Source organism: Xylanimonas oleitrophica, from assembly GCF_003244315.1.
Classification (GTDB): Bacteria; Actinomycetota; Actinomycetes; order Actinomycetales; family Cellulomonadaceae; genus Xylanimonas_A; species Xylanimonas_A oleitrophica.
Genome location: NZ_QKWH01000001.1, coordinates 485571 through 508612, shown reverse-complemented (window position 1 = coordinate 508612; position 23042 = coordinate 485571). Strand labels below are relative to the sequence as shown.

Annotated in this window: 42 protein-coding genes; 41 read left to right on the top strand and 1 reads right to left on the bottom strand. The window is 72.3% G+C overall.

Annotated features, from left to right (window positions below):
* From DNL40_RS02490 to DNL40_RS02305, 41 genes are all read left to right on the top strand, one after another.
* Positions 1 to 423: a hypothetical protein gene (locus DNL40_RS02490; protein ID WP_111249623.1), complete on the top strand. Its 423-nt coding sequence runs from the start codon at positions 1 to 3 to the stop codon at positions 421 to 423.
* Positions 416 to 880, top strand: coding sequence for a hypothetical protein (locus DNL40_RS02485; protein ID WP_111249622.1), 465 nt, complete (start codon positions 416 to 418; stop codon positions 878 to 880). The genes DNL40_RS02490 and DNL40_RS02485 overlap by 8 nt, the downstream gene beginning before the upstream one ends.
* Positions 877 to 1014 (top strand): hypothetical protein, encoded by a 138-nt coding sequence (locus tag DNL40_RS16300; protein WP_179950890.1) that lies wholly within the window; start codon positions 877 to 879, stop codon positions 1012 to 1014. Before DNL40_RS02485 ends, DNL40_RS16300 begins: the two co-directional genes overlap by 4 nt.
* Positions 1011 to 1340 carry a hypothetical protein gene (locus DNL40_RS02480; RefSeq protein ID WP_111249621.1) on the top strand — a complete coding sequence of 110 codons (330 nt, stop codon included), beginning with the start codon at positions 1011 to 1013 and terminating at the stop codon, positions 1338 to 1340. The genes DNL40_RS16300 and DNL40_RS02480 overlap by 4 nt, the downstream gene beginning before the upstream one ends.
* Entirely contained in the window at positions 1340 to 1606 is a 267-nt protein-coding gene (locus DNL40_RS02475) for a hypothetical protein (protein WP_111249620.1), read from the top strand. Before DNL40_RS02480 ends, DNL40_RS02475 begins: the two co-directional genes overlap by 1 nt.
* Positions 1603 to 1773: a hypothetical protein gene (locus DNL40_RS16295; protein WP_179950889.1), complete on the top strand. Its 171-nt coding sequence runs from the start codon at positions 1603 to 1605 to the stop codon at positions 1771 to 1773. The genes DNL40_RS02475 and DNL40_RS16295 overlap by 4 nt, the downstream gene beginning before the upstream one ends.
* Positions 1770 to 2468, top strand: coding sequence for a hypothetical protein (locus DNL40_RS02470; protein ID WP_111249619.1), 699 nt, complete (start codon positions 1770 to 1772; stop codon positions 2466 to 2468). Before DNL40_RS16295 ends, DNL40_RS02470 begins: the two co-directional genes overlap by 4 nt.
* On the top strand, positions 2465 to 2872 hold the full coding sequence (locus DNL40_RS02465) for a hypothetical protein (RefSeq protein WP_111249618.1): 408 nt from the start codon (positions 2465 to 2467) through the stop codon (positions 2870 to 2872). The genes DNL40_RS02470 and DNL40_RS02465 overlap by 4 nt, the downstream gene beginning before the upstream one ends.
* Complete coding sequence (locus tag DNL40_RS02460) at positions 2869 to 3648, top strand: BAR domain-containing protein (RefSeq protein ID WP_111249617.1); 780 nt, start codon at positions 2869 to 2871, stop codon at positions 3646 to 3648. Before DNL40_RS02465 ends, DNL40_RS02460 begins: the two co-directional genes overlap by 4 nt.
* Complete coding sequence (locus DNL40_RS02455; RefSeq protein ID WP_111249616.1) at positions 3648 to 4328, top strand: hypothetical protein; 681 nt, start codon at positions 3648 to 3650, stop codon at positions 4326 to 4328. Before DNL40_RS02460 ends, DNL40_RS02455 begins: the two co-directional genes overlap by 1 nt.
* Positions 4329 to 4366: 38 nt before the next feature.
* Entirely contained in the window at positions 4367 to 4498 is a 132-nt protein-coding gene (locus DNL40_RS16875; RefSeq protein WP_281268413.1) for a hypothetical protein, read from the top strand.
* Positions 4495 to 4752 carry a hypothetical protein gene (locus tag DNL40_RS02450; protein WP_111249615.1) on the top strand — a complete coding sequence of 86 codons (258 nt, stop codon included), beginning with the start codon at positions 4495 to 4497 and terminating at the stop codon, positions 4750 to 4752. Before DNL40_RS16875 ends, DNL40_RS02450 begins: the two co-directional genes overlap by 4 nt.
* Positions 4749 to 5213, top strand: coding sequence for a hypothetical protein (locus tag DNL40_RS02445; protein WP_111249614.1), 465 nt, complete (start codon positions 4749 to 4751; stop codon positions 5211 to 5213). The genes DNL40_RS02450 and DNL40_RS02445 overlap by 4 nt, the downstream gene beginning before the upstream one ends.
* Entirely contained in the window at positions 5210 to 5545 is a 336-nt protein-coding gene (locus DNL40_RS02440; protein WP_111249613.1) for a hypothetical protein, read from the top strand. The genes DNL40_RS02445 and DNL40_RS02440 overlap by 4 nt, the downstream gene beginning before the upstream one ends.
* Positions 5542 to 5730 carry a hypothetical protein gene (locus DNL40_RS02435; RefSeq protein WP_111249612.1) on the top strand — a complete coding sequence of 63 codons (189 nt, stop codon included), beginning with the start codon at positions 5542 to 5544 and terminating at the stop codon, positions 5728 to 5730. The genes DNL40_RS02440 and DNL40_RS02435 overlap by 4 nt, the downstream gene beginning before the upstream one ends.
* Positions 5727 to 5897 (top strand): hypothetical protein, encoded by a 171-nt coding sequence (locus tag DNL40_RS16290; RefSeq protein ID WP_179950888.1) that lies wholly within the window; start codon positions 5727 to 5729, stop codon positions 5895 to 5897. The genes DNL40_RS02435 and DNL40_RS16290 overlap by 4 nt, the downstream gene beginning before the upstream one ends.
* Entirely contained in the window at positions 5894 to 6955 is a 1062-nt protein-coding gene (locus DNL40_RS02430; RefSeq protein WP_111249611.1) for a hypothetical protein, read from the top strand. The genes DNL40_RS16290 and DNL40_RS02430 overlap by 4 nt, the downstream gene beginning before the upstream one ends.
* A gap of 19 nt (positions 6956 to 6974) precedes the next feature.
* Positions 6975 to 7220 (top strand): hypothetical protein, encoded by a 246-nt coding sequence (locus DNL40_RS02425; protein ID WP_111249610.1) that lies wholly within the window; start codon positions 6975 to 6977, stop codon positions 7218 to 7220.
* Positions 7220 to 8467 (top strand): hypothetical protein, encoded by a 1248-nt coding sequence (locus DNL40_RS02420; RefSeq protein WP_111249609.1) that lies wholly within the window; start codon positions 7220 to 7222, stop codon positions 8465 to 8467. The genes DNL40_RS02425 and DNL40_RS02420 overlap by 1 nt, the downstream gene beginning before the upstream one ends.
* Entirely contained in the window at positions 8464 to 9021 is a 558-nt protein-coding gene (locus DNL40_RS02415; RefSeq protein WP_111249608.1) for a 5' nucleotidase, NT5C type, read from the top strand. The genes DNL40_RS02420 and DNL40_RS02415 overlap by 4 nt, the downstream gene beginning before the upstream one ends.
* Positions 9018 to 9449, top strand: a complete 432-nt coding sequence (locus DNL40_RS02410) for a dATP/dGTP diphosphohydrolase domain-containing protein (protein WP_111249607.1) — start codon at positions 9018 to 9020, stop codon at positions 9447 to 9449. Before DNL40_RS02415 ends, DNL40_RS02410 begins: the two co-directional genes overlap by 4 nt.
* The gene (locus DNL40_RS02405; protein ID WP_111249606.1) at positions 9449 to 9715 is read left to right on the top strand and encodes a hypothetical protein; all 267 of its coding nucleotides are present in this window, start codon (positions 9449 to 9451) and stop codon (positions 9713 to 9715) included. The genes DNL40_RS02410 and DNL40_RS02405 overlap by 1 nt, the downstream gene beginning before the upstream one ends.
* Entirely contained in the window at positions 9712 to 9966 is a 255-nt protein-coding gene (locus DNL40_RS02400; protein WP_111249605.1) for a hypothetical protein, read from the top strand. The genes DNL40_RS02405 and DNL40_RS02400 overlap by 4 nt, the downstream gene beginning before the upstream one ends.
* Positions 9967 to 10003: 37 nt before the next feature.
* Complete coding sequence (locus DNL40_RS02395) at positions 10004 to 10360, top strand: hypothetical protein (protein ID WP_146252000.1); 357 nt, start codon at positions 10004 to 10006, stop codon at positions 10358 to 10360.
* Positions 10357 to 10671: a DUF6221 family protein gene (locus tag DNL40_RS02390; RefSeq protein WP_111249603.1), complete on the top strand. Its 315-nt coding sequence runs from the start codon at positions 10357 to 10359 to the stop codon at positions 10669 to 10671. The genes DNL40_RS02395 and DNL40_RS02390 overlap by 4 nt, the downstream gene beginning before the upstream one ends.
* The gene (locus DNL40_RS02385) at positions 10668 to 10955 is read left to right on the top strand and encodes a hypothetical protein (RefSeq protein ID WP_146251999.1); all 288 of its coding nucleotides are present in this window, start codon (positions 10668 to 10670) and stop codon (positions 10953 to 10955) included. Before DNL40_RS02390 ends, DNL40_RS02385 begins: the two co-directional genes overlap by 4 nt.
* A gap of 42 nt (positions 10956 to 10997) precedes the next feature.
* Complete coding sequence (locus DNL40_RS02380; protein WP_111249601.1) at positions 10998 to 11207, top strand: type II toxin-antitoxin system HicA family toxin; 210 nt, start codon at positions 10998 to 11000, stop codon at positions 11205 to 11207.
* Complete coding sequence (locus DNL40_RS02375) at positions 11204 to 11572, top strand: antitoxin HicB (RefSeq protein ID WP_111249600.1); 369 nt, start codon at positions 11204 to 11206, stop codon at positions 11570 to 11572. The genes DNL40_RS02380 and DNL40_RS02375 overlap by 4 nt, the downstream gene beginning before the upstream one ends.
* Positions 11573 to 11835: 263 nt before the next feature.
* Positions 11836 to 13356, top strand: coding sequence for a phage terminase large subunit (terL, locus tag DNL40_RS02370; RefSeq protein ID WP_111249599.1), 1521 nt, complete (start codon positions 11836 to 11838; stop codon positions 13354 to 13356).
* 19 nt (positions 13357 to 13375) lie between these two features.
* Entirely contained in the window at positions 13376 to 15001 is a 1626-nt protein-coding gene (locus DNL40_RS02365; protein ID WP_111249598.1) for a hypothetical protein, read from the top strand.
* A complete protein-coding gene (locus DNL40_RS02360) occupies positions 15001 to 16071 on the top strand; it encodes a phage minor head protein (protein WP_111249597.1) in 1071 nt (356 codons plus the stop codon). Before DNL40_RS02365 ends, DNL40_RS02360 begins: the two co-directional genes overlap by 1 nt.
* A gap of 190 nt (positions 16072 to 16261) precedes the next feature.
* Positions 16262 to 17644 carry a hypothetical protein gene (locus DNL40_RS02350; protein ID WP_111249595.1) on the top strand — a complete coding sequence of 461 codons (1383 nt, stop codon included), beginning with the start codon at positions 16262 to 16264 and terminating at the stop codon, positions 17642 to 17644.
* A gap of 3 nt (positions 17645 to 17647) precedes the next feature.
* On the top strand, positions 17648 to 17974 hold the full coding sequence (locus DNL40_RS02345; protein WP_111249594.1) for a DUF2190 family protein: 327 nt from the start codon (positions 17648 to 17650) through the stop codon (positions 17972 to 17974).
* Between the two features lie 11 nt (positions 17975 to 17985).
* Positions 17986 to 19137 (top strand): phage major capsid protein, encoded by a 1152-nt coding sequence (locus tag DNL40_RS02340; RefSeq protein WP_111249593.1) that lies wholly within the window; start codon positions 17986 to 17988, stop codon positions 19135 to 19137.
* Between the two features lie 8 nt (positions 19138 to 19145).
* Entirely contained in the window at positions 19146 to 19601 is a 456-nt protein-coding gene (locus tag DNL40_RS02335) for a hypothetical protein (RefSeq protein ID WP_111249592.1), read from the top strand.
* 14 nt (positions 19602 to 19615) lie between these two features.
* Positions 19616 to 20062, top strand: coding sequence for a DUF6093 family protein (locus tag DNL40_RS02330; protein ID WP_111249591.1), 447 nt, complete (start codon positions 19616 to 19618; stop codon positions 20060 to 20062).
* Entirely contained in the window at positions 20062 to 20412 is a 351-nt protein-coding gene (locus tag DNL40_RS02325) for an HK97-gp10 family putative phage morphogenesis protein (protein ID WP_111249590.1), read from the top strand. Before DNL40_RS02330 ends, DNL40_RS02325 begins: the two co-directional genes overlap by 1 nt.
* 11 nt (positions 20413 to 20423) lie before the next feature.
* Complete coding sequence (locus tag DNL40_RS02320; RefSeq protein ID WP_146251997.1) at positions 20424 to 20843, top strand: hypothetical protein; 420 nt, start codon at positions 20424 to 20426, stop codon at positions 20841 to 20843.
* Between the two features lie 77 nt (positions 20844 to 20920).
* A complete protein-coding gene (locus tag DNL40_RS02315; protein WP_111249588.1) occupies positions 20921 to 21136 on the top strand; it encodes a hypothetical protein in 216 nt (71 codons plus the stop codon).
* Positions 21137 to 21138: 2 nt separating this feature from the next.
* Complete coding sequence (locus DNL40_RS02310; protein ID WP_111249587.1) at positions 21139 to 21672, top strand: phage tail tube protein; 534 nt, start codon at positions 21139 to 21141, stop codon at positions 21670 to 21672.
* A 94-nt stretch (positions 21673 to 21766) separates the two neighbouring features.
* Positions 21767 to 22504, top strand: coding sequence for a hypothetical protein (locus tag DNL40_RS02305; RefSeq protein WP_146251996.1), 738 nt, complete (start codon positions 21767 to 21769; stop codon positions 22502 to 22504).
* Positions 22505 to 22815: 311 nt separating this feature from the next.
* On the opposite strand, the gene DNL40_RS16140 is transcribed toward DNL40_RS02305, so the two are convergent.
* The gene (locus DNL40_RS16140) at positions 22816 to 23007 is read right to left on the bottom strand and encodes a hypothetical protein (protein ID WP_146251995.1); all 192 of its coding nucleotides are present in this window, start codon (positions 23005 to 23007) and stop codon (positions 22816 to 22818) included.
* Positions 23008 to 23042 lie beyond the last annotated feature (35 nt).

Below are 23042 nucleotides of genomic sequence, written 5' to 3'. Positions count from 1 at the left end.
ATGACCGACCGCATCGAGACCACCGCCGCCCTGGACGCCCTGGCGGAGACGGTGAGCGACTGGCTCGCCGGGAGCCCTGCGGCGCACCACGGGCGCGACAACCTTGACGAGGGCTACTCGTACATCGAGGTGTACCGCGAGGACCAGTGGAACGCGTTGTCGCGCCACATAGCAGTGCGCGTACACGGCGCCCTGGCCGAGGCGGAGGCGCGCGGCGCCCGGGAGGCGACCGAGCGCGGACTGCGCGACGTGGCAGCCGTGGTCGACGCGGTGCTGGCCGTGGTGACGAAGCACGAGCGCTCCGGCGCCCAGGCACGAGCCGCTGGCGAGATCGTGTACCCCGTGCTCGTGGGTGCGGTCTGCGAGGAGATCCGCGCCGCGCTGGTGCCCCGCGCCGAGCAGGCTGGGGGCGACCGTGGCTGAGCCGCACGTCATGACCCTGGACGAGCTCGAGACCATGATGGTCCGGGTCGTCGCGAGCATCGACGCTGACGATCCGCAGGCCGCGGTCGCCGCTCTGAAGTTCGACCCGTGCCGGACGAACGTCGGCATGACCATGCGCGCCCTCGCGCTCTCCGCTGGCGTCATCCTCCGCAACGCCACCAACGCCCGCTTCGGCGCCGGCGCCACCTTCGCGAGGCCGTCCTTCGACCAGGACGCACCCGAGCACGCCTACTGGGCAGGCCGCATGTTCGCCGTCGCCATCAACGACGACAGAGACACCCTCGACGCCCTCGTCGAAGCCTGCCTCGACCGTGTCGACGAGCTCCCGGAGCCCGACGGCGCCGCCATGGGCAGCAGCGTGGTCTTCGCGCTCGTGCAGGCTCTCGCAGCCGCCCTCATCCAGCTCCGCGCCGAGCAGGCGGGAGGCGACCGATGAGCGGCCTCCTGTACGGCTACGACTGGCTGCTCAACCGCGCCGGCATCGACCCCGAGAAGGCGGAGCACGCCGCACACCTGGACGACCAGGGCTCCGACCCCGAGTGCATCTACTGCCGGGGCGGTGCGCGATGAGCGCCGACGTGATGCAGCGGCTCGCGGAGATGCAGGCGCGAGCGGACGCAGCGACCGACGGGCCATGGCACCGGGACCGGACGGCCTTGGGTGCGTGCTACCTCATCTCGGTACGCGCTCCCGGCCTGACGGTGGCGGATGGGCTCCGCAAGCCCGACGCCGAGTTCATCGCGCACGCCCGCGCTGACGTGCCCGCGCTGCTGGCGTTTGCCCGCGAGGTGCTGGCGCTGGCGGATGACAAGCAGCGTCATCGCTTCGAGCCGGGCTACGTGGACCGCGACGACATCCACGCCCTCGCCGCGACGTACCTGGGCGGTGAGGCGTGATGGAGACCGTCGCCCTGTGGATCGTGACTGTCGTCGGATTCGTCGGCCTGCTCTACCTCGCGTCGATCCTCGCCCGGCTCGCATGGGACGGGTGGGAGGCGCTGCTGCGCCGCCTGCGCCCCGCCCGCGTGCCCGAGCACCGACAGGCCGACCTGGCGGAGACCGTCGCCACCGCCCGGAGCGCGTGGCGCATCTGGCTCCCCGGCCTGTTCATCGTCGTGATGCCCGAGGCGTCGCGGAAGCCCAAGGGCGGTGAGGGCCGATGACCGCCCGCGTGAACGGCCGCACCGCGCTCACCCGCGACGACGTGCTGGGCATCGTGGCGGAGGCTCTGGGGCTCTACCACGGCGAGGCGGAGAGCGCAGCCATCGCGGAGACCGTCGTGGCCGACCTGGAGGCCGAGGGCGTGCAGCACGAGGGGTGGGGCGCATGACCGCCCACACGCACACTGAGCACGTGCCCGGCTGCTACCGCTGCGACCTGTCCCGCGACGAGGTGACCGCCCCCGAGCGCGACGCCGTGGAGGTGGTCAAGGCCGCGTTGCGCGACCGGCCCGCCATGACCTACGGGGTGTCGGACCTGATCCTCGACAGCATCTCCGCCGCCGTCGTGGCCGCGCTCACCCAGGCCGGGCATCTGGGCGGGCAGGCGGAGGCGTACACCGTCGGCCAGATCAGCGAGGCGTTCGCCAAGCACGCCAGCGCCGACGGCTGGGGTGTCCCCGCGTTCTACGAGGGCGGCTTGCTCAGCGCGCTCCGAGGCGAGTTCGACCGCCAGCCCGGCACCGACGAGAAGCCCTCGCCCTGCGAGGGCGTCGGCGGCATCCCCTGCACGCTGCCCGACGGACACGAGCCGCCGTGCCACGAGCCCGGCACCGACGAGCGCCGCGACCCCGGCCACGACCTCACCTGCCTCTGCATCCTGGACGGGTGCGCCCAGCACGGCCTTGGTCCCTGGGTCGAGCCCGAGCCGATGCGTGCCGACCGAACCCTGTGCCGCTCCCGAGACGGGGACCACGAGTGCCGCCTGCCCGCTGGTCACCGCGACGGGTTGCACCGCTGCCGCATCGACGGGCGGCGGTGGGGACGCCGCCGCCAGCCCGGCACCGACGAGGAGGAGAAGCGATGAGCGACGAGAGGTTGAGACTGGCACTGCTCGGCCTGGGGGCGGTCGCCGCAGGCGTCACATGGCGCGACCGCGCCGAGAGAGCAGAGGCGGACCTGGCCTCTACCCGCCAGGTCGCGGCCGACTACAACGACGAGATCGTGGCCGCCCACGAGGAGCGCGACGAGTGGAAGCGCCGCGCCGGGGAGGCCGAGGCCGAGCGGGACGCGCTGGCCCTCGCACGGGACGAGGTGCTGACCCTCATCGGCGGTGAGGTTGAGGCCGCAGAAGAAGCGCGCCAGGAGGCGTGGCGCATCGGCCTGAACCTGGAGGCGACCATCGCCCGACGCAACGCGTTCCGGCGCGCCCTCCGCATCGCCAAGGTGGCCTACCGCCTGGCCCGTACCGACGAGGGGGGGAAGCGATGAGCGAGCTGGGAGACGCGCTGCGAGCGATGGCCGACACGTTCGAGCGCCGGTGGTCCAAGCGGGGCCTCGCCCTGGACCTGCGCGCCCGGGCAGTCGAAGCCGACGCGCTGGCAGACGAGAGGGACACGTGGGAGAGCCGGTTCCTGGATGCGAAGTGCTCCATCGTGTCCGCGCGCCAGGACCGACTCGACGCGTGGACCCGCGCGGACCAGGCCGAGGCCCGGGTAGAGCGGGTCCGCGCCGCACTCGAGGGCGCCAGCCACACGCCGTTCTCCAAGACGCTCCCGCCCGAGGCGCGGGGCGACTACTGGAAGCGGCGCGCCGAGAAGGCCGAGACCCAGGTGGAGCGGGTGCAGGCGCTGATCAACCGCGCTGACAAGGAGTTCCACTTCGCGACCGTCGGGATCGACGGCACCGGCTACAGCGGCACCGTCGTGCGCGTCAACGACCTCCGCACCGCGCTCGGCCACCCGCCGTGCACCGCCCGCAACTGCGACGGCATCCCCTGCGTCCGCGACCAGCACGACACCACCTGGCACCGAGACGCCGTCGGCCGGCAGTGGAACTACGACACCACCACACCCTGCGCATGCTGCCGCTGCCTGGGCACCGCTGACGAGCACACCGTCAAGGACCTCCCGGGACTGTTCTTCCCCCACTTCATCGAGCACCGCCACGGCTGCGATGGCCGACACCAGAAGCGCGACAGGTGCAACACGAACGCCCACACCCATGGGGCGCCGACCAGCGACGACACCCATGAGGCGGGAGCCTGATGCCCGCGTTCGACTGCCCGAAGTGCGGCAAGACCCACCCGCGCGGCTGCCAGGGCCACCGGTCCGGTGCGCCGGACGAGCCGTGCACGAAGTACCCGATCCGGGGTGGCACGCACTGTGACACGCACGGTGGGCGTGCCCCGCAGGTGAAGGCCGCCGCGGCACGCCGTGCTGAGGCCGCCCGGCTGGAGAAGGCTGCCGCTGACCTGCTGGTCGAGGCCTACGGGGACGACGTGCCGAAGGTCGACCCGACCGAGGCGATCCTGCGGGCCGTGTCGTGGAAGCACGCCGAGGTCCTGGCGTTGCGCCGCATGGTCGCCGACCTGGAGGAGCGTGAGCGCGTCTGGGGCGTCACGAAGGACGTGCAGGGCGGGAAGGACTCCGGCACCACGTTCGAGGCCAAGACGAACATCTGGTGGGCGAAGCTCGGTGAGGCTGAGCGGGCCCTGGTGGACTTCGCGGCCAAGGCCATCGCGGCCGGTGTCGAGGAGCGGAAGGTTCGCCTGGCCGAGCAGCAGGGCGACCTGGTGTCGATCGCGTTGCGGCGGATCCTGGACGGTCTGCTCGAGGCGCTGGTCGTGGCCGGGTTAACGCCGGCGATGCGTGCGGTGTGGGACGAGCAGGTCCCGGTGATCGTGCCGCGTGAGCTGCGGCGCGTCGGGGGCGGTGAGGGCTCGTGAGGGCGGCCTGGCTGTGGGCTGCCGTCGCTGCTGATCCCGTGACCGCCGCCGACTACCGCTACGAGCAGGAGCCGAACGTCTGGTTCCACCCGGAGACGGGCGTGTCCATCTGGGACGAGGACATGCCGTGGGAGCTGCGCCCCGAGCGCGAGGAGGTGGTGGACCGATGAGGCTCCACCTGCACTGGCCGACCGGCTGGGAGTACGAGGGCGTCTGGGCCTACGCCGAGTGCCGGTGCGGCGCGCGACGCACCGCCCGGCACTGGGTCCGCGTGCTCGGGCCCGTCCGGCCCGGCTGGCCGATCCCCGAGGACGCGTGGGACTCCAGGTGGTGGCCGACACCTCCTCCGCCGCCGCCCGCACCGCCGCCCGTGAGCGTCAGGGCCGAGCTCGGCCGCTACACCGACGAGGAGGACCAGACATGACCACCACCCAGACCACCCCGGTCGACGACCGCACCCGCCGCACCCGCGAACAGGCCGCCACCATCCACGTCGGCGACCGCATCCGCTTCACCGGCGACCCCAGCACCCGCTGGTGGACCGTCCGCGCCCGCGACGAGCGCTTCATCATCGCCACCCGGCAGGCCGCGTTCGAGCCCGGCGGCACCCTCCGCTACACCGTCGTCGACCTCACCGGCTGGACCCACCGCTACAACGGCGTCGGCCCCGGCGTCGTGCGCTCCAGCCTCAACACCCTCGGCGGCGGCTGGGACCTCGGACCCGAAGGCGAGGGCTGCGACGAGATCCTCGCCGAGCTCCAGGCCGGCCGCTTCGAGCTGAGCGTCCGCCGTGTCCTGCACGTCGACGGCATCACCCGCAAGGAGGCCGGACCCATGATCACCACCACCGCCGTCGTCGAGGTCACCGAGGACGTGCCCGCATGAGCGACACCTACACCATCCCCACCGCCGCGGAACGCCTCGGCATCCACGCCCACACCGGCACCCGCGGCAAGAAGCCGACGCCACCACGCCACCCCGTCTTCCTCGTCCACGCGGCAGTCCACGCACTGTTCACCCTGTACGGCGCAGCACGCGTGCTCGCCCTCGGTGACGGGTGGGTCACGGGTGCGCTCACCGTCCTCAACGCCATCGGCGCAGTCGTCAGCCTTCGCGAGTGGTGGCAGCGCAAGACCCCCACCTCGTTCGACCTGATCTGGGGTCTGGTCGCCGCCGGGATGGCGTGCTGGGTCCTGACCGCTGGGAGGACCGCATGACCATCACCGGAGCCCTCGCCGCCACCGCCGCCGTGTTCGCCGCCGCCACCTGGACCGCCGGATCGGTCGCGTTCCTCACCGGCACCCAGCGCGGCGCCCGCCTCGCCACCCGCACCGCGGCCGGCTTCGGCATCGCCGCCATGGCCCTCTTCATCGCCGCGATCTGGACGGAGGCCCTCACGTGAACGGCGTCATCGCGCACACCTGCCCCTGCGGCGCCACCTTCCGCGCCACCTACACCACCACCCGCGACCAGCAGCACGCCAGCGCGGACGCCGCCCGCTGGCTCCGCCGCCACCGCCACCACCAGCCCGACACCCCCACCCCGGAACGAGAGGTCAACGGCCTGTGACCCGGAACATGCAGCCCTGCACCCTCGAGTGCGGCCGCGACGTCGAGGACACCTGCTACGTCTGCGCCGAGTGCGGCACCCGCCTCACCACCCTCCTCACCGCCCTCGCCGACACCCCCGAACCCGACCCCGCCGTCCTCACCCACCCCAGCAAGCCCCACCACGAGCACTGCGAGCTCTGCGACCTGCCCAAGACTGAGCGGCGCCGCATCGGCCACCCCGACCTCAACCCCCTGCGCCGCACCGGCCTGCCCCAGACCCGACCAGGACTCCTGGCCGACGCCGAAGACCGCATCGCCCACGGGCAGACCGTCGACGCCTCCGAGAAGGACGAGCACGGCCACACCGTGCCCGGCACCGAAGGCGCCACCCACCTGCCCTACCGGTACACCCCGTCCGAAGCGCGCTGGGACCTCCTGATCACCCTCACCTCCGTGGCCGACACCATCGCCAAGCGCCGCGGCCTGTACCGCCCCCTCAACACCCCCCAGGCCCTGGCCGGGTTCCTCACCGGCAACATCGCCTGGATGCGCGCCCAGCCCGACGGCGGCGACCTCATCGGCGAACTCCTCGACGCCATCCAGCGCATGAAGCGCGCCATCGACGTGCCCCCGCAGATGCAGTACGCCGGACCCTGCACCGCCGACGTCGAGGAGACCACCACCCGCATCGTCGCCGGCACCGAGGTCACCGACCTGACCGTCCGACCCTGCCACGGCGAGCTCTACGCCCGCCCCGGCGCCACCGACGTCACCTGCCCCGGCTGCGGCACCACCTACGCCCTCGCCGACCGCCGCGCCTGGCTCCTCGACCAGGTCGCCGACATGCTCCTGCCCGCCACCGAGATGGCCCGCGCCGTGCACGGCCTGATCGGCATCGACATCAAGGCCGACACCCTCGCGAACAACATCCGCTGGTGGCACCACGCCGGCCGCCTCCTGGAGGCCGGGAAGGCCCGCAACGGCGCCAACACCTACCGCGTCCGCGACGTCATCGACCTCGTCATCAACTCCGCCCGCACCCGCGCCCGCGCCAAGCAGGCCGAGAAGACCGCCTGAGAAGGGGACCCCTGCCACCATGGCCCTCGCTGACCTCCACCAGCCAAGCGTCGACGCCAAGCGTCAGGGATGCGGCCTGCGACGCATCCGCGAACGCCTCGACGACGACGACCGTGCCTGGCTCGCGCGCGTCCTGGCCGCCGACTCCGGGGAGACCAACCGCGCCATCGCCGACACCCTGACGCGCGCCGGGTACACCATCGGCCACCAGGTCATCCAGCGGCACCGGTCAGGCGTCTGCTCCTGCAAGCACCTGGAGGACTGATGGGCCTCGCTGACCTCCACGCCGCACAGGCCGCGACCCGCGTGCCCCGACCGCGCCCCACCGTCCCCACCGGGTACGAGCCGCACATCCGCTACGACGCCGGGCAGGCCGTCGAGGTCTCGATCAACCTGCCGAAGATCGAAGGCGACGAGCAGCAGTGGCGGGACGCGATCCGTGAGCACGCCGGCATCACCGTGCCCGAGGATCGGCAGGTCACCCTCACCCAGGTGCGCCTGTGGGGCCGCCCGGAGCCCGACCCCGAGACCGGCGCGTCCCGCATGTTCCACTACGCCCGGTTCACGATCACCGACCGGCCCGAGACGGCCAGCGCGGAGACCTTCACCGAGCTGGCCAAGGTCGCCCGCGCGGCCCGCACCCGCAAGACCAAGGTCAAGGCCGGCGCCCGCACCCGCGTCGTCGTCGTCGCGGACGCGCAGATCCACAAGCAGGACCACCGCGGCGGCTGGCCCCAGTTCCTCGACCGCACCGAGCACCTCCTGGCCCAGCTCGAGGACCGCATGCGTGCCGTGCCGTGCGAGGACGCGCTGATCCTCGACCCGGGCGACCTGATCGAGGGGTTCTCGAACACCAAGAGCCAGGCGCGGATGAACACCGGGAGCCTGCCGCAGCAGATCCTCGACGCGCAGCGGTTCCTGACCCGGTGGGTCGAGCGCATCGCGGACCGGGTACCGGGCTCGACCCGGGTGGCGGCCGTCCCGTCGAACCACTCCCGCTGGTCGGAGGGGAAGGAGCTCCTGGGCACGCCCGGGGACGACTTCGGGCTGGCGATCCACCAGGGCGTGGCCGAGACGTTCGCGCGCATGCGTCGCGACGACGTCACGTTCATCATCCCCGAGTCGACGTGGGACGAGACCCTGGCCCTGCAGGTGCGGGGCGCGGTCATCGGTCTCGCGCACGGGCACCGCGCCGGGACGAACGCGAACCAGGTGCCCGCCTGGTGGGCGCGGCAGACGCACGGCGGCATGCCGCTGGCAGCCGCGACGATCCTCGTCACCGGGCACTGGCACCACCTCAAGGTCGAGCCGACCGGGCAGATCGACGGCCGTGACCGGTGGTGGTTCCAGGCGCCGACGCTCGACAACGGGTCGGCGTGGTGGGCGAACGGTGGCGGCGCGGGCGACTCCCAGCCGGGCCTGCTCACGTTCACCGTGGACGACGCCGGCGACTGGGCCGACTTCGAACTCATCCGCGACACCCGCAGGCCCGAGACCGGGGAGGCGGCATGAGGGTCGGCATCGACCTCGACGGCGTCTGCTACGACTTCGCCGCGTCCGTGCGCGAGCACATCATCCGCTCGGCCGGGCGGGACCCGGGGCGCCTCGGCCGCCACTACCCGGACCCGACCCGGTGGGAGTTCTACGAGGACTGGGACCTGACGCTGCCGGAGTTCCTGGACGTGTGCCACGAGGGCGTGCGCGCCGGGGTGATCTTCACGCACGGCGCCCCGTTCGAGGGCGTGCCCGAGGCGTTCGACCGCATCCGCGCCGCCGGGCACACCATCCACATCGTCACCGACCGACGCTTCGGCGGCCCGGGCCTGGCTGAGGCCGCGACCCTGCGCTGGCTCGACGCCCACGCCCTGCCGTTCGACACGATCACGTTCGCAGCGGACAAGACCATCGCCCGCCTCGACGTCATGGTCGACGACAAGCCCGCGAACTACCACGCCCTGAACGCGGCCGGTGTGGCCACCTACCTCCTGACCCGCCCCTGGAACGCCCACGTCGAGGACGCGCACCGTGTGCGCGACCTCCTGCACTACGCCGAGGTGATCGCATGACCGAGACCATGACCACGTCCACGACCGGTGGCCGCAAGGGCACGAAGCCGCAGCGGTACGACCTGCTGCCGAAGGCCGGCATGGACGCCATCGCCGAGGTGCTGGCGTTCGGTGCGGAGAAGTACGCGGCCCACAACTGGCGCAAGGGCTACGAGTGGGGCAAGTCCTACGCGGCGGCGATGCGGCACATGACGGCGCACTGGGACGGCGAGACGCTCGACCCGGAGTCGGGGCTGCCGCACCTGGCGCACGCGGGCTGCCACCTGATGTTCATGCTGACGTGGCTGGCGGAGCAGGGCGAGGGCGGCGAGTTCGACGACCGGTACCGGCCGCCGGCGCGGGGCGGTGGCGACACGGCCGACGCGACATCCGCTTGGCTCACGAGAGTGTCCGAGGGCATCGAGCAGGCGCTGGGGCGGCGGTCGTGATGCACGCCTACTACCAGCCGGTCACCGAGCATCAGCCACCCGAGCCCGAGCCCGACGACGGCAGCCTCTTCGAGGCGCTGCGGGCCGCCGCCGAGTCCGGCGCCCACATCGTGGTCGACGGGCACCTGGCCACCGTGGGGCCCGTCCAGCGTCGCCCGTGCGGCGACCGGCTCGGGCTCCGCATCGGCCCCTGCCAGACCGAGACACGACACCAGCAGCACGACGACGGCCACGGCACCACGTGGCAGCGAGGAGCACGACCGTGACGGCCAAGACGCTCGCCACCCTCCAGCTCGACGACGTCGGCCGGCGGGTCACGTTCGAGACGAACGGCACGACCGTGACCGGCTACCTGACGGACTTCCGGGTCGAGACGGACTACGTCACCGAGGTCACGATGACGCAGGACCCGGACGAGGCGGCCCGGATCCCGACGCGCAAGACCGTGACGGTGACGGTGTGGCCGTGGACCGCGACGGGCCTGCCGGGCGACACCCGGGTCAAGGTGGCCCGGTGAAGGCGCCCATGTCGGCCCCTGATGGGAAGGTGTGAGCATGGCCCGCATCATCGAGCCGGACCCCATCTTCGCGCGCTTCGCGCAGATCCTGGGGCTGGACCCCGCCCGCACCGTGGAGGGCACGCTGTCTGTGTATGTCGGCGGCCGGGTCGAGTGGGTCGAGCTGGTCGACGGCCCCGAGGGTCGAGAACATGTCCGGCGCAGCCGCACCGCTTCGGACGACGAGCTCGCGCGGATCGTGGCGGTGACTGATGAGGTTGAGGTCGAGCGCCACGCCGTCCGCGAAGCGGCCCAGACCCGCACGTACACCGCTGTCGACATGGAGCGGGCCTACCGCGCCGGGTTCGGCGACGGGTGGACGAACAAGCCGAGTAGACCGGAGCGCGTGCTGTGACCCTGCCCGAGTTCCTGCTGGCCCGCATCGCCGAGGACGAGGCCGGTGCTGATGACGTTCACCGCGTCGGGTGCGGCGCGAGCCCTGACGAGCAGGGCTACACGTACCCATGCGACTGCGGGCAGCCGGCCCGCCTCCTGGCCGAGTGCGAGGCCAAGCGGCGCATCGTCGGGGTGAACGCGGCACCGGACTGGCCGCAGGGCGACGACCGCTACACGCTCGGGTGGCAGGACAGCGCGCACGCTGTGCTGCGCGCGCTCGCCCTGCCCTACGCCAGTCACCCGGACTACGACGAGGCGTGGCGGCCGTGAGCGCGCTCGACCGGATGCTCGCCGCCGTCGGCCTCCAGCGGGCACGCACGGACGCCGAGCAGGCCGCGCTCGACCGCCTGGCCGCGTGCACCACGGGTCCGGGCGACTACCTGCACCGGCTGGAGCAGGCGGTGATGATCGCGCAGTGCGGTGGCGTGGACGATGACACGCTGGTGGCCCTGCTGCATCTCGCGGCGGCCGGGCAGATGACGCCCGGGGTGGAGCGGGCGTTGGCCGGTGTCGGCATCGACCTGACGCCGCGGCCGACGACCCGGCCTGTCTAGCCCCCCTTGACATTGACTGTCTAGACCCCCTAAACTAGGGTCATGGTCAAGCCGATGAAGCGCCGCGAGGTGCAGGACGCACTCGCCGCCCACGGGTGCAAGGTCATCCGAGAGGGCGGCCGCCACACCGTCTACGGGTGCCCGTGCGGAAAGCACACCGCCCCGCTTCCCCGGCACGGCGACGTCACCGCAGGCGTCGTCCGCTCGATCCAGAAGCAGATGGCATGTCTCCCAGAGGGGTGGTTGCAGTGAGCACGACCTACAAGGCCACCGCGACCCGAGAGGGTCAGTGGTGGGTCATCGACGTCGACGGCGTCGGCGTCACTCAGGAGCGCACCCTGCGCGACGCCCCCGACCAGGCCCGCGACCTCGTCGCCACCATGCTCGACGTCGCCCCCGAGACCGTCGAGATCGACCTTCACGTCGACCTCGACGGCTTCGAGGTCGAGGTGGCCGCAGCCCGCCGCGAGAGCGCCGAGGCCGCCGCCGCCCAGCAGCGCGCCGCCCGCCGCGCCCGCGAGGTCGCCACCAGCCTCCGTGAGCGCGGCCTGTCCGTCACCGACACCGCCGTCGTGCTCGGCGTCAGCCGCGGCCGCGTCTCCCAGCTCGTCGGATAGGCACACCTATCCGCCCGAACGTTCGGTGACATTCCGGCGTGTCCCTTGCCTCACCGAATCACCAACGCTACTGTGTGCTCTGATAGGTGATCTGCACAAGAGGCCACCACAACCGCATAGCGCGAACGCCCCGCCCCGAGGCCACCGGCCCCACAGGCGGGGCGTTCGGCATCCATGACGCCCCAACCCAACGACGCCCACCGGCCGCAGCCACCGGACGCCGTGGTTGGGGACTCACACGGACGGAGGCGAGGAGGCACACCGTGTCCCTCGACTTCCTCGAACACGCCGCCCGCGCGTTCGAGCCCAAGACCGACCCCTTCCCGACACCCGGCGCCCTCGCACAGGCCATCACCCCCGGCACGATCCAGACACCCGCGCTCGACGTCATCGACCAAGCCCTCGTCGACGTCGAAGCCGGGAAGATCGACCGGCTCATCATCTCCATGCCCCCGCAGGAGGGAAAGAGCACCCGCGTCACCAAGACCGGGCCGCTCTGGTTCCTGCTCCGCAACCCCGACCGCCGCATCGTCGTCGCGTCCTACGCCGAGTCCCTCGCCCAAGAGTTCGGCCGCGACATCCGCCGCTTCATCACCGAGAACAACGGCGCCGACGGCTCCCTCGACCTCGGCCTGCGCATCGCACCCGACAACGGCGCCGTCACCGCCTGGCAGCTCGCCGGCCGCCGCGGCGGCGTCCGCTCAGTCGGCATCGCGGGTGGACTCACCGGCCGCCCCGCCGACGTGCTCTTCATCGACGACCCGATCTCCAACATGGAGCAAGCCGAGTCCGAGACCTACCGCGAACGCGCCTGGTCATTCTGGACCTCCGTCGGCCGCACCCGCCTCGCGCCCGGCGCCCCGGTCATCCTCATCCTGACCCGCTGGCACCACGACGACCTCGCAGGCAGGCTCATCGCCTCCGAAGAAGGCCACCGCTGGCACGTCATCAACATCCCCGCCCAGGCCGACTACGACCCTGACGCCGGAGAGACCGACCCCCTCGGCCGCCAGCCCGGCGAGTGGATGCAGTCCGCCCGCCGCGACGAGAAGACCGGCCGCCAACGCAGCGCCGAGGACTGGGAACGCACCCGCCGCGAGGTCGGCCCCCGCGTGTGGAACGCGCTCTACCAGGGCCGCCCCACAGCCGACAAGGGCAACCTCTTCCCCAAGGACTGGGCACGCTACGACCAGCCCCTGTGGATCGACCGCGCCGACGGGTCCCGATGGCTGCCCGGCGAGGGCCACGAGATGGCCATCAGCGCCGACCTGACCTTCAAGGACAAGCCCACCAGCGACTACGTCGTGCTCCAGGTCTGGGCACGCATCGGCGTCGACGTCTACCTGCTCGACCAGGTCCGCCGCCGCATGAACTTCAACGACACCGTGACGGCCCTCAAGGCGCTCGCGGCCCGGTGGCCGCAGGCCGTGGCGAAGTTCGTCGAGGACAAGGCGAACGGGCCGGCCGTCATCAACGCCCTGCAGTCGACCATGCCCGGCCTGATCCCGGTCGAGCCGCAGGGCTCGAAGTACGCCCGAGCCTCAGCCGTCAGCCCCCTCGCGCACGCCGGGAACGTGGTCCTTCCCGACGCGACGCTCGCCCCGTGGGTCGAGGACTTCGTCGAGGAGGCCAAGGCCTTCCCGTCCGGCGCGCACGACGACCAGGTCGACGCCATGTCGCAGGCCGTGAACCAGCTCCTGCTGTACCCGCTCCTCGAGGAGGAGACGGTGACGGCCGAAGACCTCATCGACGACGACCCGCACGCCTACCTCGGCGGCTACTAGCTCGAAGGGAGGCCGTCACGTGGGACGCATCCGTCAGGCCCTCGGCCTCCAGGAGTCCGCCGTCGTCACCGAGGCCATCGACCGGGCGCGCGCCGCCGAGGCCAACCTCGCGCTGCTGACCGAGTCCGTCCTCGACCTGGAGCGCACCCTGGAGGACAAGGGCTGGCGGCGCCTGGACGCGCAGGGCGCCGCCGAGTTCTCCCGCGAGGGGCTGCGCACCGCCGCCCGCCTGTCCCGGGTCATGTACCTGGCGAACCCGCTCATCAAGCGGGGCCTGTCCGTGCGGCAGGCCTACGTGTGGGGGCAGGGCGTGCAGATCGCGGCCCGCGCCAAGGGCGCCGACGGCGGCGAGGACGTCAACGCCGCCGTGCAGCGGTTCCTCGACGACCCGGGCAACAGGTCGGCCCTGACCGGCGACCAGGCACACGAGCAGCTCGAGATCGCGCTCGGCACCGACGGGAACGTGTTCCTGGCCTGCTTCACCAACCCCCGCACCGGGTTCGTGCAGGTCCGGTCCATCGCGTTCGACGAGATCGACGACGTCATCACGAACCCCGACGACAAGGACGACCCCTGGTACTACCTGCGGTCGTGGACGTCGCAGGTCCTCAAGGCCGACGGCACCGGGTTCGAGACCGTCCAGGAGAAGGCGTACTACCCGGCGCTGACGTACCGGCCCCGCACCCGCCCGAAGGCCATCGGCGGCGTCGAGGTCCGCTGGGACGCCCCTATCTACCACGTCAAGGTCAACGCCCTCGACGGGGCGAAGTTCGGCGTCGGGGACGCCTACGCCGCCCTGCCGTGGGCGCGCGCCTACAAGGACTTCCTGTCCGACTGGGCGCTGCTGGTCAAGGCCCTGAGCCAGTTCGCGTGGAAGGCCAGCGCGAAGAACTCCTCGCGCGCCGCCGGGATGCGTCAGGCACTGGCCCGCCGCCCCCAGGGCGAGGCGCCTGCCGGGAACGAGAACAACGTCGGCAGCACCGCCGTGCTTCCCGCCGACGTCACCCTCGAAGCCATCCCGAAGACCGGCGCCACCATCGACTCCGAGTCCGGGCGCCCGCTGGCCGCGATGGTCGGCGCCGCCCTGGACGTGCCTGTCACGACCCTCATGTCCGACCCCGGCCAGACCGGCGCCCGCGCCGTGGCGGAGACACTCAACCTGCCCACGAAGCTCGCCATGCGGCAGCGGCAGACCGTGTGGACCGAGGCGCACCGCGCGATCCTCTCCTACGTCATCCGCGAGGCCGTGCGCGCCCCGCAGGGCGGCCTGCGCGGCGCCATCGGCCGCGACGACTTCACCGGCCGCGAGGTCGTCACCCTGGCCGGCGCCACCGACCAGACCATCGAGATCGACTGGCCCAGTCTCGACGAGACGCCGCTCGAGACCATCGTCAAGGCCATCGTCGACGCCGACGCCACCGGCAAGCTGCCACCCCTGGTGATCGCGAAGCTCCTGCTGCAGGCGCTCGGGGTGAAGGACGCCGACGAGATCGTTGAGCAGATGACCGACGCCGACGGCAACTGGATCGACCCCTACGCCTCTGTCGGGCAGGCCGTCGTGGACGCGTTCCGGCGCGGCAACGACCCCGCCCGGGTCATCCAGCCGCCGGTCGAGGACGACGACGTCGAGGGCGACAACGCCTGATGGCCGTCAACCGGGAGACCCTGCGCCTGGCGCGCGGCATGCGCGTCCAGCTCGACCGGACGGTCGACGCCGCCACCCGCGACATGGTCGCGGCGTGGGTCAAGGCCTGGGACGACCTTGCCGCCCAGTGGGAGACCGTCGTCGCCGAGCTCGTCGAGTACACGCAGGAGAACGGCACCTGGCCGCCGGCGTGGCGCATCGCCCGCGCCGAGCGGGTCGCGCAGGCCGTGAACGCCACCCGTGACCGGCTTGACGACCTCACGGCGAACGCTGGCGTGCGGATCCTGCAGGACGTGCCCGCGATCACCGACGCCGCGGCGGAGTGGCAGGCGCGGATCATCGCTGCGCAGATGCCGCGCGCGTCCGTCGCCGGGGACTACGCGGTGGCCGCGACGTTCGACCGCCTCGACGCGGCCGCGCTCGACGCGATCGTGCGGCGCACCACCTCTCAGGTCACCGCCCTGACGATCCCGCTGTCGGACGAGGCGACCGACAGCATGGTCCGCCACCTGGTGCGCGGCGTGACCGTCGGGGACAACCCCCGCACCGCGGCCCGCCGCATGCTGCGCGGCCTCGAGGGCGGGTTCAACGGGGGCCTGTCCCGGGCCATGACGATCGCGCGCACGGAGATGCTCGACGCGCACCGCGAGGCCTCCCGGGCGGCGCGCCGCGCCAACGCCGACGTCCTGACCGGGTGGCAGTGGATCGCCGAGCTCTCCCACCGCACGTGCCCGTCGTGCCTGGCGCAGCACGGCTCCATCCACCCCGTGGAGGAGCCGGGCCCGATCGACCACCAGAACGGTCGGTGCACGGCGCTGCCCGTCACGAAGTCGTGGGCCGACCTCGGCTTCGACATCGAGGAGCCCGAGTCGACCCTGCCCGACGCCCGCGCCTGGTTCGACTCCCTGCCCGAGAAGGAGCAGCTGGCCGTCATGGGTCCCGAGCGGCTGCGGCTGCTGCGGGCGGGGCAGATCGGCTGGGACGACCTGTCACAGCGGCGCTCCACGCCGGGCTGGCGCGACTCCTACGGCGTGACCCCGGTGCGGGACCTACTCCCCGCCGCGTCCTGACCAGTTCGCTGGCCGCACCGAGACCGCACCGCACCTGCTGCACCCGTACTCCAGGGTGCTGCGCCCGGCCCGCATGTACGCACCGTCCAGGACCCACACGTGCTCGACGCAGTCCCGGTCGTCGTCGTCACCCATGCGCCGCCTCGACCTTCATCACGACCATCCCACCAGTGTCCCCCGGGAGGTGACCATGTCCACCACGATCCTGCGTGAGTCGACCTCCCTGACCGAGGCGACCAAGGCCGTCCAGGGCGCGGGCCGGTTCAAGGTCCGCATCATCTCCGCCGGCGTCGGCTCGTCCGGGGTGTACCCCGTCGAGACGATCAAGGCGGCCGCCGAGGCGAACGTCTTCGCCGCCGGCACCCACATGTACCTCGACCACCCGTCCGAGTCCGAGCGGTGGGACCGGCCCGAGCGGTCCGTGAAGGACCTCGCCGCCCGCCTCGTGACCGACGCGGTCTTCGTCGACGAGGACGGCGGCGCCCTCGATGCCGAGATCGAGGTCTTCACCCCGTGGCGGGCCGCCATCGCCGAGATGAAGGACGCCATCGGCCTGTCGATCCGCGCGTCGGCCGAGGTGAGCGAGAACGACGACCAGGGCCGCCCGGTCATCTCCCGCATCATCGAGGCCCAGTCGGTCGACTTCGTGACCAAGGCGGGCCGCGGCGGCAAGGTCCTGCAGCTCGTAGAGTCGGCCCGCGCGAACGTGCGCGCCGTCGAGCGTGGTGTCGCCGAGGCGACCGCGAACGACAAGCGAGAGGCGCTCGACCGTCTCGTCGGGGACGCCTACGGCGCCGACGACCGGTGGGTGTACGTCCGCGACTTCGACGACGCGAACGTGTGGTTCTCCATCCACGGCGAGACCCCCGGCACCTACCAGCAGTCGTACACGTCCGCCGACGGCGTGCCGCAGGAACTGACCGGTGAGCGCATCGAGGTGCGCGCCACGACCGTCTACGTGCCCGTCAACGAGGCCGCAAGCACCGCCACCACCCAGACCACCGACGCCGCCCCGGCGCCGGTCCGCGAAGCCGCGCCCGCGGCCGAGCCCAACCCGCCCGCCGTGGAGGCGGGACCCCGCCCGCCCCACAAGAAGGAGGACCCCATGGGGACCATCCAGGTCGACGAGGCTCGCTACGCGGGCCTCGAGGAGAAGGCCGCCCTGGTGCCGGCGCTCGAGGCGAAGGTCGAGGCCGCCGAGGCCCGAGCCGCCGCCGCCGAGTCCGAGCGTGACCAGGCCGTGGCCGCCGCCAAGGCGCGCGACTTCGCGCGCAAGCTCGCCAGCGAGGCCAACAAGGACCTCGTCCCGGCGTCGCTCGACGCGATCGTCGCCGAGGCCACCCGCAACCCGCTGCCCCTCGACGCCGAGCACCGCCTCGACACCGAGAAGTTCGGCGAGGTCGTGAACGAGGCCCGCAAGGCCCACGAGACGCTCCTGGCGTCCATCGCCGAGGCGTCGGGTGTCGGCTCCGTCCGCGGTGTCGGCGCCACCCAGCCCGTCCAGACGTCGGTCACCGAGGCCGACGCGCACGCTGCGGCCCTGGCCGCGTTCGACATGTCGAAGGGGGCCTGAGCCATGGCCACGAACGAGTACCTGCGTGACGCGGTCCACGTGACCCTGCCCGTCGCGTCCGGCGTCAAGTCCGGGCAGGCCGTGAAGGTCGGTTCCCTCGTGGGCGTCGCCATCACCGACCGCGCCGAGGACGGCACCGCGACCGTGTGGCGCGCGGGCGCCTTCAACCTCTCCGTCACCGGGGCCGTCACCAACGTGGGCGACCCGGTCTACATCACGTCCAGCGGCCAGCTCACCGCGACCGCCACGGACAACACCCTGTTCGGCTACGCCCTGGCCACCAAGGCCGCGGCCGCTGCCGAGATCCCCGTCGCCATCGCGCAGGTCTGAGGAGGACCCCCATGGACAACATCGAGATCCTCACCGGTGACCTCGCGGTCGCTGAGGGTGAGAAGAGCGGCGCCGAGGGCGGCTTCCGCGCCCCGGCCCGCGGCGCCCAGTACCACGCCAAGATCAAGGAGGCGGCCGAGCTCTGGGGCGAGGTCATGCACTCCGGTGGCATCAAGGGCATGCGCGCCCGGGTGCGGCTCGTCGAGTCGCTCTCCACGTCGGACTTCCCCTACCTGCTCGGCGGGGTGTTCGACCGCGTCCTCATGGCGTCCTACGGGTCGCTGCCCTCGACGTGGGCGACGTTCGCCGGCCGCACCACCGTGCGCGACTTCCGGCCGAAGGAGCTCGTCGACCTGCTCGGCGGCCGCTCCATCCTCGACCCGGTCGGGGAGGGCGCCGAGTACCCGGCCCGCAAGCTCACCGAGGGCAAGTACACCCTCAAGGTGGCCAAGCGCGGCGCTCGCATCCCCCTGACCTGGGAGATGATCATCAACGACGACCTGGACGCCTTCCGGGACCTGCCGCAGCGTCTGGCGCAGGGCGCCGTGGAGACCGAGGACTTCCTCGCCACGTCGCTCCTGGTCGGCTCGGGCGGCATCAACACGTCGTTCTTCAAGTCGGCCAACGGCAACGCCGTGGCGCACGACCCGCTGACCGGCGAGAACCTCGACAAGGCCATCACGGCCATCGGGCAGCGCCGCGACAGCGACAACCGCCCCATCTCGGTGCCGTCGTTCACGCTCGTCGTGGGCCCCGGCCTGGAGACGCAGGCGAACCGCATCCTGCAGGCCACCGAGCTGCGGTTCACCGACCAGAACGGTCAGACGACCGTCACGTCGAACTACATGGCCGGCAAGGTCAAGCTGGCCGTGAACCCGTGGCTGCCGGTCATCGACCGGTCGGCGACGGCGGCCAGCTCGTGGTTCCTGGTCCCGACCCCGGGCCAGGCTCGTGAGGCCCTCACCCTGGGCTTCCTGCGGGGCCACGAGACGCCCGACCTGCGCGTGAAGGCCGACACCGGCTCGCGTGTGGGCGGCGGCCTCATCGCGCCCGAGGACGGGTCGTTCGACGACGACACCATCCAGTACCGGGTGCGTCACGTCGTGGGCGCGGCCCACGTCGACCCGAAGGCGACCTACGCCTCGGACGGCGCCGGCTCCTGACCCGGCCGGTGGCCGCCCCGCACCCGGTGCGGGGCGGCCACCACCCCGCCCACCTCGCCCTCACCGTCCCCCTGGAGGTCACCGTGGGCTACAGCACGCCCGTCGAGCAGGTCCGGCTCCTGCTCGCCGACGTCGCGTCCGACGAGGCCCGCCGCACCCTGACCGACGACCAGATCAGCGGCTACCTCGCCCTGCAGGGCGGCAGCGAGGACGACGCCCCCGTCTGGGTCGTCAAGCGGGCCGCGGCCGACGCCCTCGATGCCATCGCGACCAGCGAGGCCCTCGTCGGCAAGGTGGTCCGCACCGCGGACGGCATCAGCACCGACGGCGCCAAGGTCGCCGACGCGCTGCGCAAGCACGCCCAGACCCTGCGCGACCAGGCTGTCCAGGCCGAGGACGACGCCGCCTGGATGCCGGGCGGTCCCCGCGGGTTCGGCGTGATCGAGTTCAGCCCCTACCCGTGAGGCGGTGACCGGCCGTGCCGCTCGACAGCACCCGCCCCATCCACCCCGACTGGGCCGCTCACCACACGGCCACAACGCAGGGCTCGATGAACGCGGTCGTGACGATCACGCAGGGCAGCACGGGCGGCGGCTGGGACCCGGTGACCGGCCCCCGCCCGTCCATCCCGATCCAGACCTACACCGGGCCTGCCCGCATCACCTACCAGGCGCTCGACGCCGGCATCCGTGACGCCGCCGGGCAGGACGTCACCGTCCGAGAGGTCACCGTCGCCCTCCCTCGGCCCGCGGCCGCCCAGGCCATCGGCGCCCGCATCCGCGTCGACGCCGTCGACGCCAACGGGCCCACCGCGCTCGTCGGCCGCGAGTACACCGTCACGTCGGCGCCGTACTCGTCCCACGCGCTCGAGCACGTCCTGACCGCCGTCGATGAGCAGAACAACCAGCCCGGAGGTGGTGGCTGATGGGGTTCGACGTGCGCGGCATCCGCCGCATGTCCACCGACCTGCGGCAGGCCGGGCAGAAGGCGGGCCCCATCGTGGAGCTCGTCGTGCGCAAGGCCACCCTCGACGTCGAGCGCGACGCGAAGACCGGTGTCCCGGTCGACACCGGCAACCTGCGCGCCACGATCAGCTCCGACGTGCAGGCCACCGCCGGAAGCGTGTCCGGCGAGGTCGGCCCGACCGCGAACTACGGCCTCTTCGTCGAGCTCGGCACCTCGAAGATGGCGCCGCAGCCGTACATGGGTCCGGCCCTGGACCGCAACGCCCCAGCCTTCGAGCAGGCCATGGCGCAGATCGTGGACCGGCTGTGAACGTCGCGGCCATGCACGACGCCGTGCTCACGGCGCTCGACCAGACCACCGTGACCGTCTACGACGGCGAGGTCGGACGCATCCCGGGCGCCGACCCCGGCGACCCGCTGCAGACCCCGCCCGCCGACAACAGCGGCCGCGTCTACCCCTACGCACTCGTGTGGTCCACCGGCGGTGAGCCCGGCCCCGAGCAGGACGTCACCCGGGCCAGCACCGGCGACGTGTGGCGCACCCACGTGAACATCGCCGCTGGCCACCCGACCTGGCTCATGCAGGCCATCCCCGTCGTCCGCGCTCGCCTGCACCTCCTCGAGGTCGCACCGGGCGTGCGCCTGACCGAGGACGAGGTCGGCGGCGTCATCACGAAGGACCCGGACACGATCCCGCCCCGCTGGTTCCTGCCCACCCGCTGGTCGGCCCTGACCGTCTGACCCCACCCCTAGTACGCCCCCTGCGCGCCGCGCACGGGGGTCCTCGCCATGCCCGAACACACCTGAGGAGGCACCCGATGGCGAAGCGCACCCCGAAGCCCTCGACGGCCGGATTCCAGCCGATCGAGGTCGCCCGCGGCGACCAGACCGCCCTGCCCGGCTTCAAGCCGATCGAGGTCACCCGCCGCGACCTGTCCGCCACCCCCGCGGTGGTGGCCACCCAGCCGACCACCCGGCCGGCTCCCACCCCCACCGCGAAGTCCGCCCAGACGGCGGAGAAGAAGGAGGCCTGACCATGCCCCGCATCGTCGACCTGGGCGTCACCCAGTACCTGTGGATCCCCGGCGAGAACGGCATCGCCAACGAGCTCATGCCGGACCTGTCGGAGCTGACCGCGACCGGCGTCAAGAACATCTCGAGCCAGGTGGTCACCACGACCACGCTGGACGTCGAGGCGTCGGACACCGTCAACGAGCGGTCCGTCACCGACGTCGCGAACGTCGTCACGCCGACCGTCGGCAACTACGCCGGCAGCCTCGTGCTCTTCCGCGACTACGAGAACGGCGAGCCCACCGCGAACGACCCGCTGGCCGTCATCGGCTCCTCGGTCGGCGTCATCGGCTGGATCGCCAAGCGCGTCGGCAAGCCCGCCGCGCAGGCCGCCGCCGAGGGCGACGAGTACGACGTCTACCTCGTGATGATCGACAACCCGCAGACCACGGGCGGTCAGGGCGAGGGCTTCCTCAAGGCCACGTTCCCGCTGCTGCAGCAGGGCCGCTTCAAGAAGGGCGCCAAGGTCACCGCCGCGGCGGGCGGCGCCGGCTCCTGACCCCCTCGACCCCCGGCCGGGCGTGCGACACGGGGCGCGCCCGGCCGGGAACCACCCACCCCGTGACCCCGTGAACCCCGTGAAGGAGCACCCCGTGATCGAGCAGTCCATCACCGACACCACCCCCGACCAGCCCGCCGCCGAGCCCACCCTGGCCCCGGCGTTCGACCTCGACACCTGGATCAGCGGCATGTCCGCCACCGAGCGGTCCGTCGAGATCTACGGCAACACCAGCGTGTTCGGCGAGTACGAGCACCTCGTGCGCGAGCTCGACGTCGCTCGCCGCGAGGAGGCCGCCGGAGAGCGTTCCGTCGAGGACGACGGCGGCCGGGTCGCGCGGATCGAGGCCCGCATCGCCGAGCTCGCCGAGATCCAGCAGCAGTCCAAGACGACCTGGTACGTGACTGCGCTCGACGGCGAGGTCTTCAAGGCGATCAACGAGGAGCACCCGGTGCCGGACGCTCTGCCCGAGCCGGAGAAGCCGTCGAAGAACGCCCACCCCAGCGTGAAGGCCAGGTACGAGGCCGAGCACGCCGAGTGGGTCGTGGCGAACGGGGCGCGCGAGGCGGAGCGGACCGCGGCGCAGAACGAGCGCAACTTGCACCAGATCGCCGCGTCCGTCGTCCGCGTCGAGGACTGGCAGGGCAACGTCCTGGCCGGCACCGCCGTCGGCCAGCCCATCACCGTCGCCCAGCTCAAGGCCATGGAGCGCAAGCCGCACGGCCCGCTGCAGGTCGGCCGCCTCCTGACCGCCGTCGCGGAGGCCAAGTTCGGTGAGCCGGTGATCGACGCCCCTTTCTCCTCCGCCACCTCGAGGAGCGCCCGGGGCTGACCCTCGGTCTGCGCGCCGCCCGCGAGTGGAAGGTGCGGCCCACCGTGTACCTCGGTGCGGCCGCACCTGGCGGTGCGTGGTCGTCGCGTGACCGGGCGCTGGCCGAGGCGCTGCTGCTGCTCGAAGCGTCAGCGTGCCCCGGCTGCGGTCAGCCCAAGGGACACGCGTGGGACCCCCGCTCCGAGGGCGAGTACGAGGTGGAGAAGGTCACCTGCCAGGCGTGCGCGGCCAAGGGGCAGGCGACGAAGCGCAAGGAGCCGGGCCCGGGCGAGTACCTCCTGGTCCACCGCGTCCAGGACCAGGCGGGGGACCTAGCTGCTCCGGCTCTGGCGGACCGCTCGATGGATCAGACCGCCCACGAGCAGCACCGAGCCGACGAGCGCGATCAGCCACCCGCTCGGGATGCCGTTGATGCCGCGTATCGCGCCGATCAGCAGGGCTCCTAGCCCGATCACGCTCAGCAGCGGCAGCAGAGCCTGGCCGCCCTTTGTCTTTTCGCTCATCCCGCCATTCAACAGCACAGTGCCGACTCTCCAGG

Coding starts and splice junctions, on each gene's coding strand:
- DNL40_RS02440 (WP_111249613.1), top strand. CDS start 5,210: ATGAGCGACACCTACACCATCCCCACCGCCGCGGAACGCCTCGGCATC.
- DNL40_RS02480 (WP_111249621.1), top strand. CDS start 1,011: ATGAGCGCCGACGTGATGCAGCGGCTCGCGGAGATGCAGGCGCGAGCG.
- DNL40_RS02340 (WP_111249593.1), top strand. CDS start 17,986: ATGGACAACATCGAGATCCTCACCGGTGACCTCGCGGTCGCTGAGGGT.
- DNL40_RS02350 (WP_111249595.1), top strand. CDS start 16,262: ATGTCCACCACGATCCTGCGTGAGTCGACCTCCCTGACCGAGGCGACC.
- DNL40_RS02450 (WP_111249615.1), top strand. CDS start 4,495: ATGAGGCTCCACCTGCACTGGCCGACCGGCTGGGAGTACGAGGGCGTC.
- DNL40_RS02465 (WP_111249618.1), top strand. CDS start 2,465: ATGAGCGACGAGAGGTTGAGACTGGCACTGCTCGGCCTGGGGGCGGTC.
- DNL40_RS02395 (WP_146252000.1), top strand. CDS start 10,004: ATGGCCCGCATCATCGAGCCGGACCCCATCTTCGCGCGCTTCGCGCAG.
- DNL40_RS16295 (WP_179950889.1), top strand. CDS start 1,603: ATGACCGCCCGCGTGAACGGCCGCACCGCGCTCACCCGCGACGACGTG.
- DNL40_RS16140 (WP_146251995.1), bottom strand. CDS start 23,007: ATGAGCGAAAAGACAAAGGGCGGCCAGGCTCTGCTGCCGCTGCTGAGC.
- DNL40_RS02380 (WP_111249601.1), top strand. CDS start 10,998: ATGGTCAAGCCGATGAAGCGCCGCGAGGTGCAGGACGCACTCGCCGCC.
- DNL40_RS02310 (WP_111249587.1), top strand. CDS start 21,139: ATGCCCCGCATCGTCGACCTGGGCGTCACCCAGTACCTGTGGATCCCC.
- DNL40_RS02490 (WP_111249623.1), top strand. CDS start 1: ATGACCGACCGCATCGAGACCACCGCCGCCCTGGACGCCCTGGCGGAG.
- DNL40_RS02360 (WP_111249597.1), top strand. CDS start 15,001: ATGGCCGTCAACCGGGAGACCCTGCGCCTGGCGCGCGGCATGCGCGTC.
- DNL40_RS02460 (WP_111249617.1), top strand. CDS start 2,869: ATGAGCGAGCTGGGAGACGCGCTGCGAGCGATGGCCGACACGTTCGAG.
- DNL40_RS02345 (WP_111249594.1), top strand. CDS start 17,648: ATGGCCACGAACGAGTACCTGCGTGACGCGGTCCACGTGACCCTGCCC.
- DNL40_RS02435 (WP_111249612.1), top strand. CDS start 5,542: ATGACCATCACCGGAGCCCTCGCCGCCACCGCCGCCGTGTTCGCCGCC.
- DNL40_RS02410 (WP_111249607.1), top strand. CDS start 9,018: ATGACCGAGACCATGACCACGTCCACGACCGGTGGCCGCAAGGGCACG.
- DNL40_RS02405 (WP_111249606.1), top strand. CDS start 9,449: ATGCACGCCTACTACCAGCCGGTCACCGAGCATCAGCCACCCGAGCCC.
- DNL40_RS02420 (WP_111249609.1), top strand. CDS start 7,220: ATGGGCCTCGCTGACCTCCACGCCGCACAGGCCGCGACCCGCGTGCCC.
- DNL40_RS02325 (WP_111249590.1), top strand. CDS start 20,062: ATGGGGTTCGACGTGCGCGGCATCCGCCGCATGTCCACCGACCTGCGG.
- DNL40_RS02315 (WP_111249588.1), top strand. CDS start 20,921: ATGGCGAAGCGCACCCCGAAGCCCTCGACGGCCGGATTCCAGCCGATC.
- DNL40_RS02445 (WP_111249614.1), top strand. CDS start 4,749: ATGACCACCACCCAGACCACCCCGGTCGACGACCGCACCCGCCGCACC.
- DNL40_RS02475 (WP_111249620.1), top strand. CDS start 1,340: ATGGAGACCGTCGCCCTGTGGATCGTGACTGTCGTCGGATTCGTCGGC.
- DNL40_RS02320 (WP_146251997.1), top strand. CDS start 20,424: ATGCACGACGCCGTGCTCACGGCGCTCGACCAGACCACCGTGACCGTC.
- DNL40_RS16300 (WP_179950890.1), top strand. CDS start 877: ATGAGCGGCCTCCTGTACGGCTACGACTGGCTGCTCAACCGCGCCGGC.
- DNL40_RS02425 (WP_111249610.1), top strand. CDS start 6,975: ATGGCCCTCGCTGACCTCCACCAGCCAAGCGTCGACGCCAAGCGTCAG.
- DNL40_RS02415 (WP_111249608.1), top strand. CDS start 8,464: ATGAGGGTCGGCATCGACCTCGACGGCGTCTGCTACGACTTCGCCGCG.
- DNL40_RS02470 (WP_111249619.1), top strand. CDS start 1,770: ATGACCGCCCACACGCACACTGAGCACGTGCCCGGCTGCTACCGCTGC.
- DNL40_RS02455 (WP_111249616.1), top strand. CDS start 3,648: ATGCCCGCGTTCGACTGCCCGAAGTGCGGCAAGACCCACCCGCGCGGC.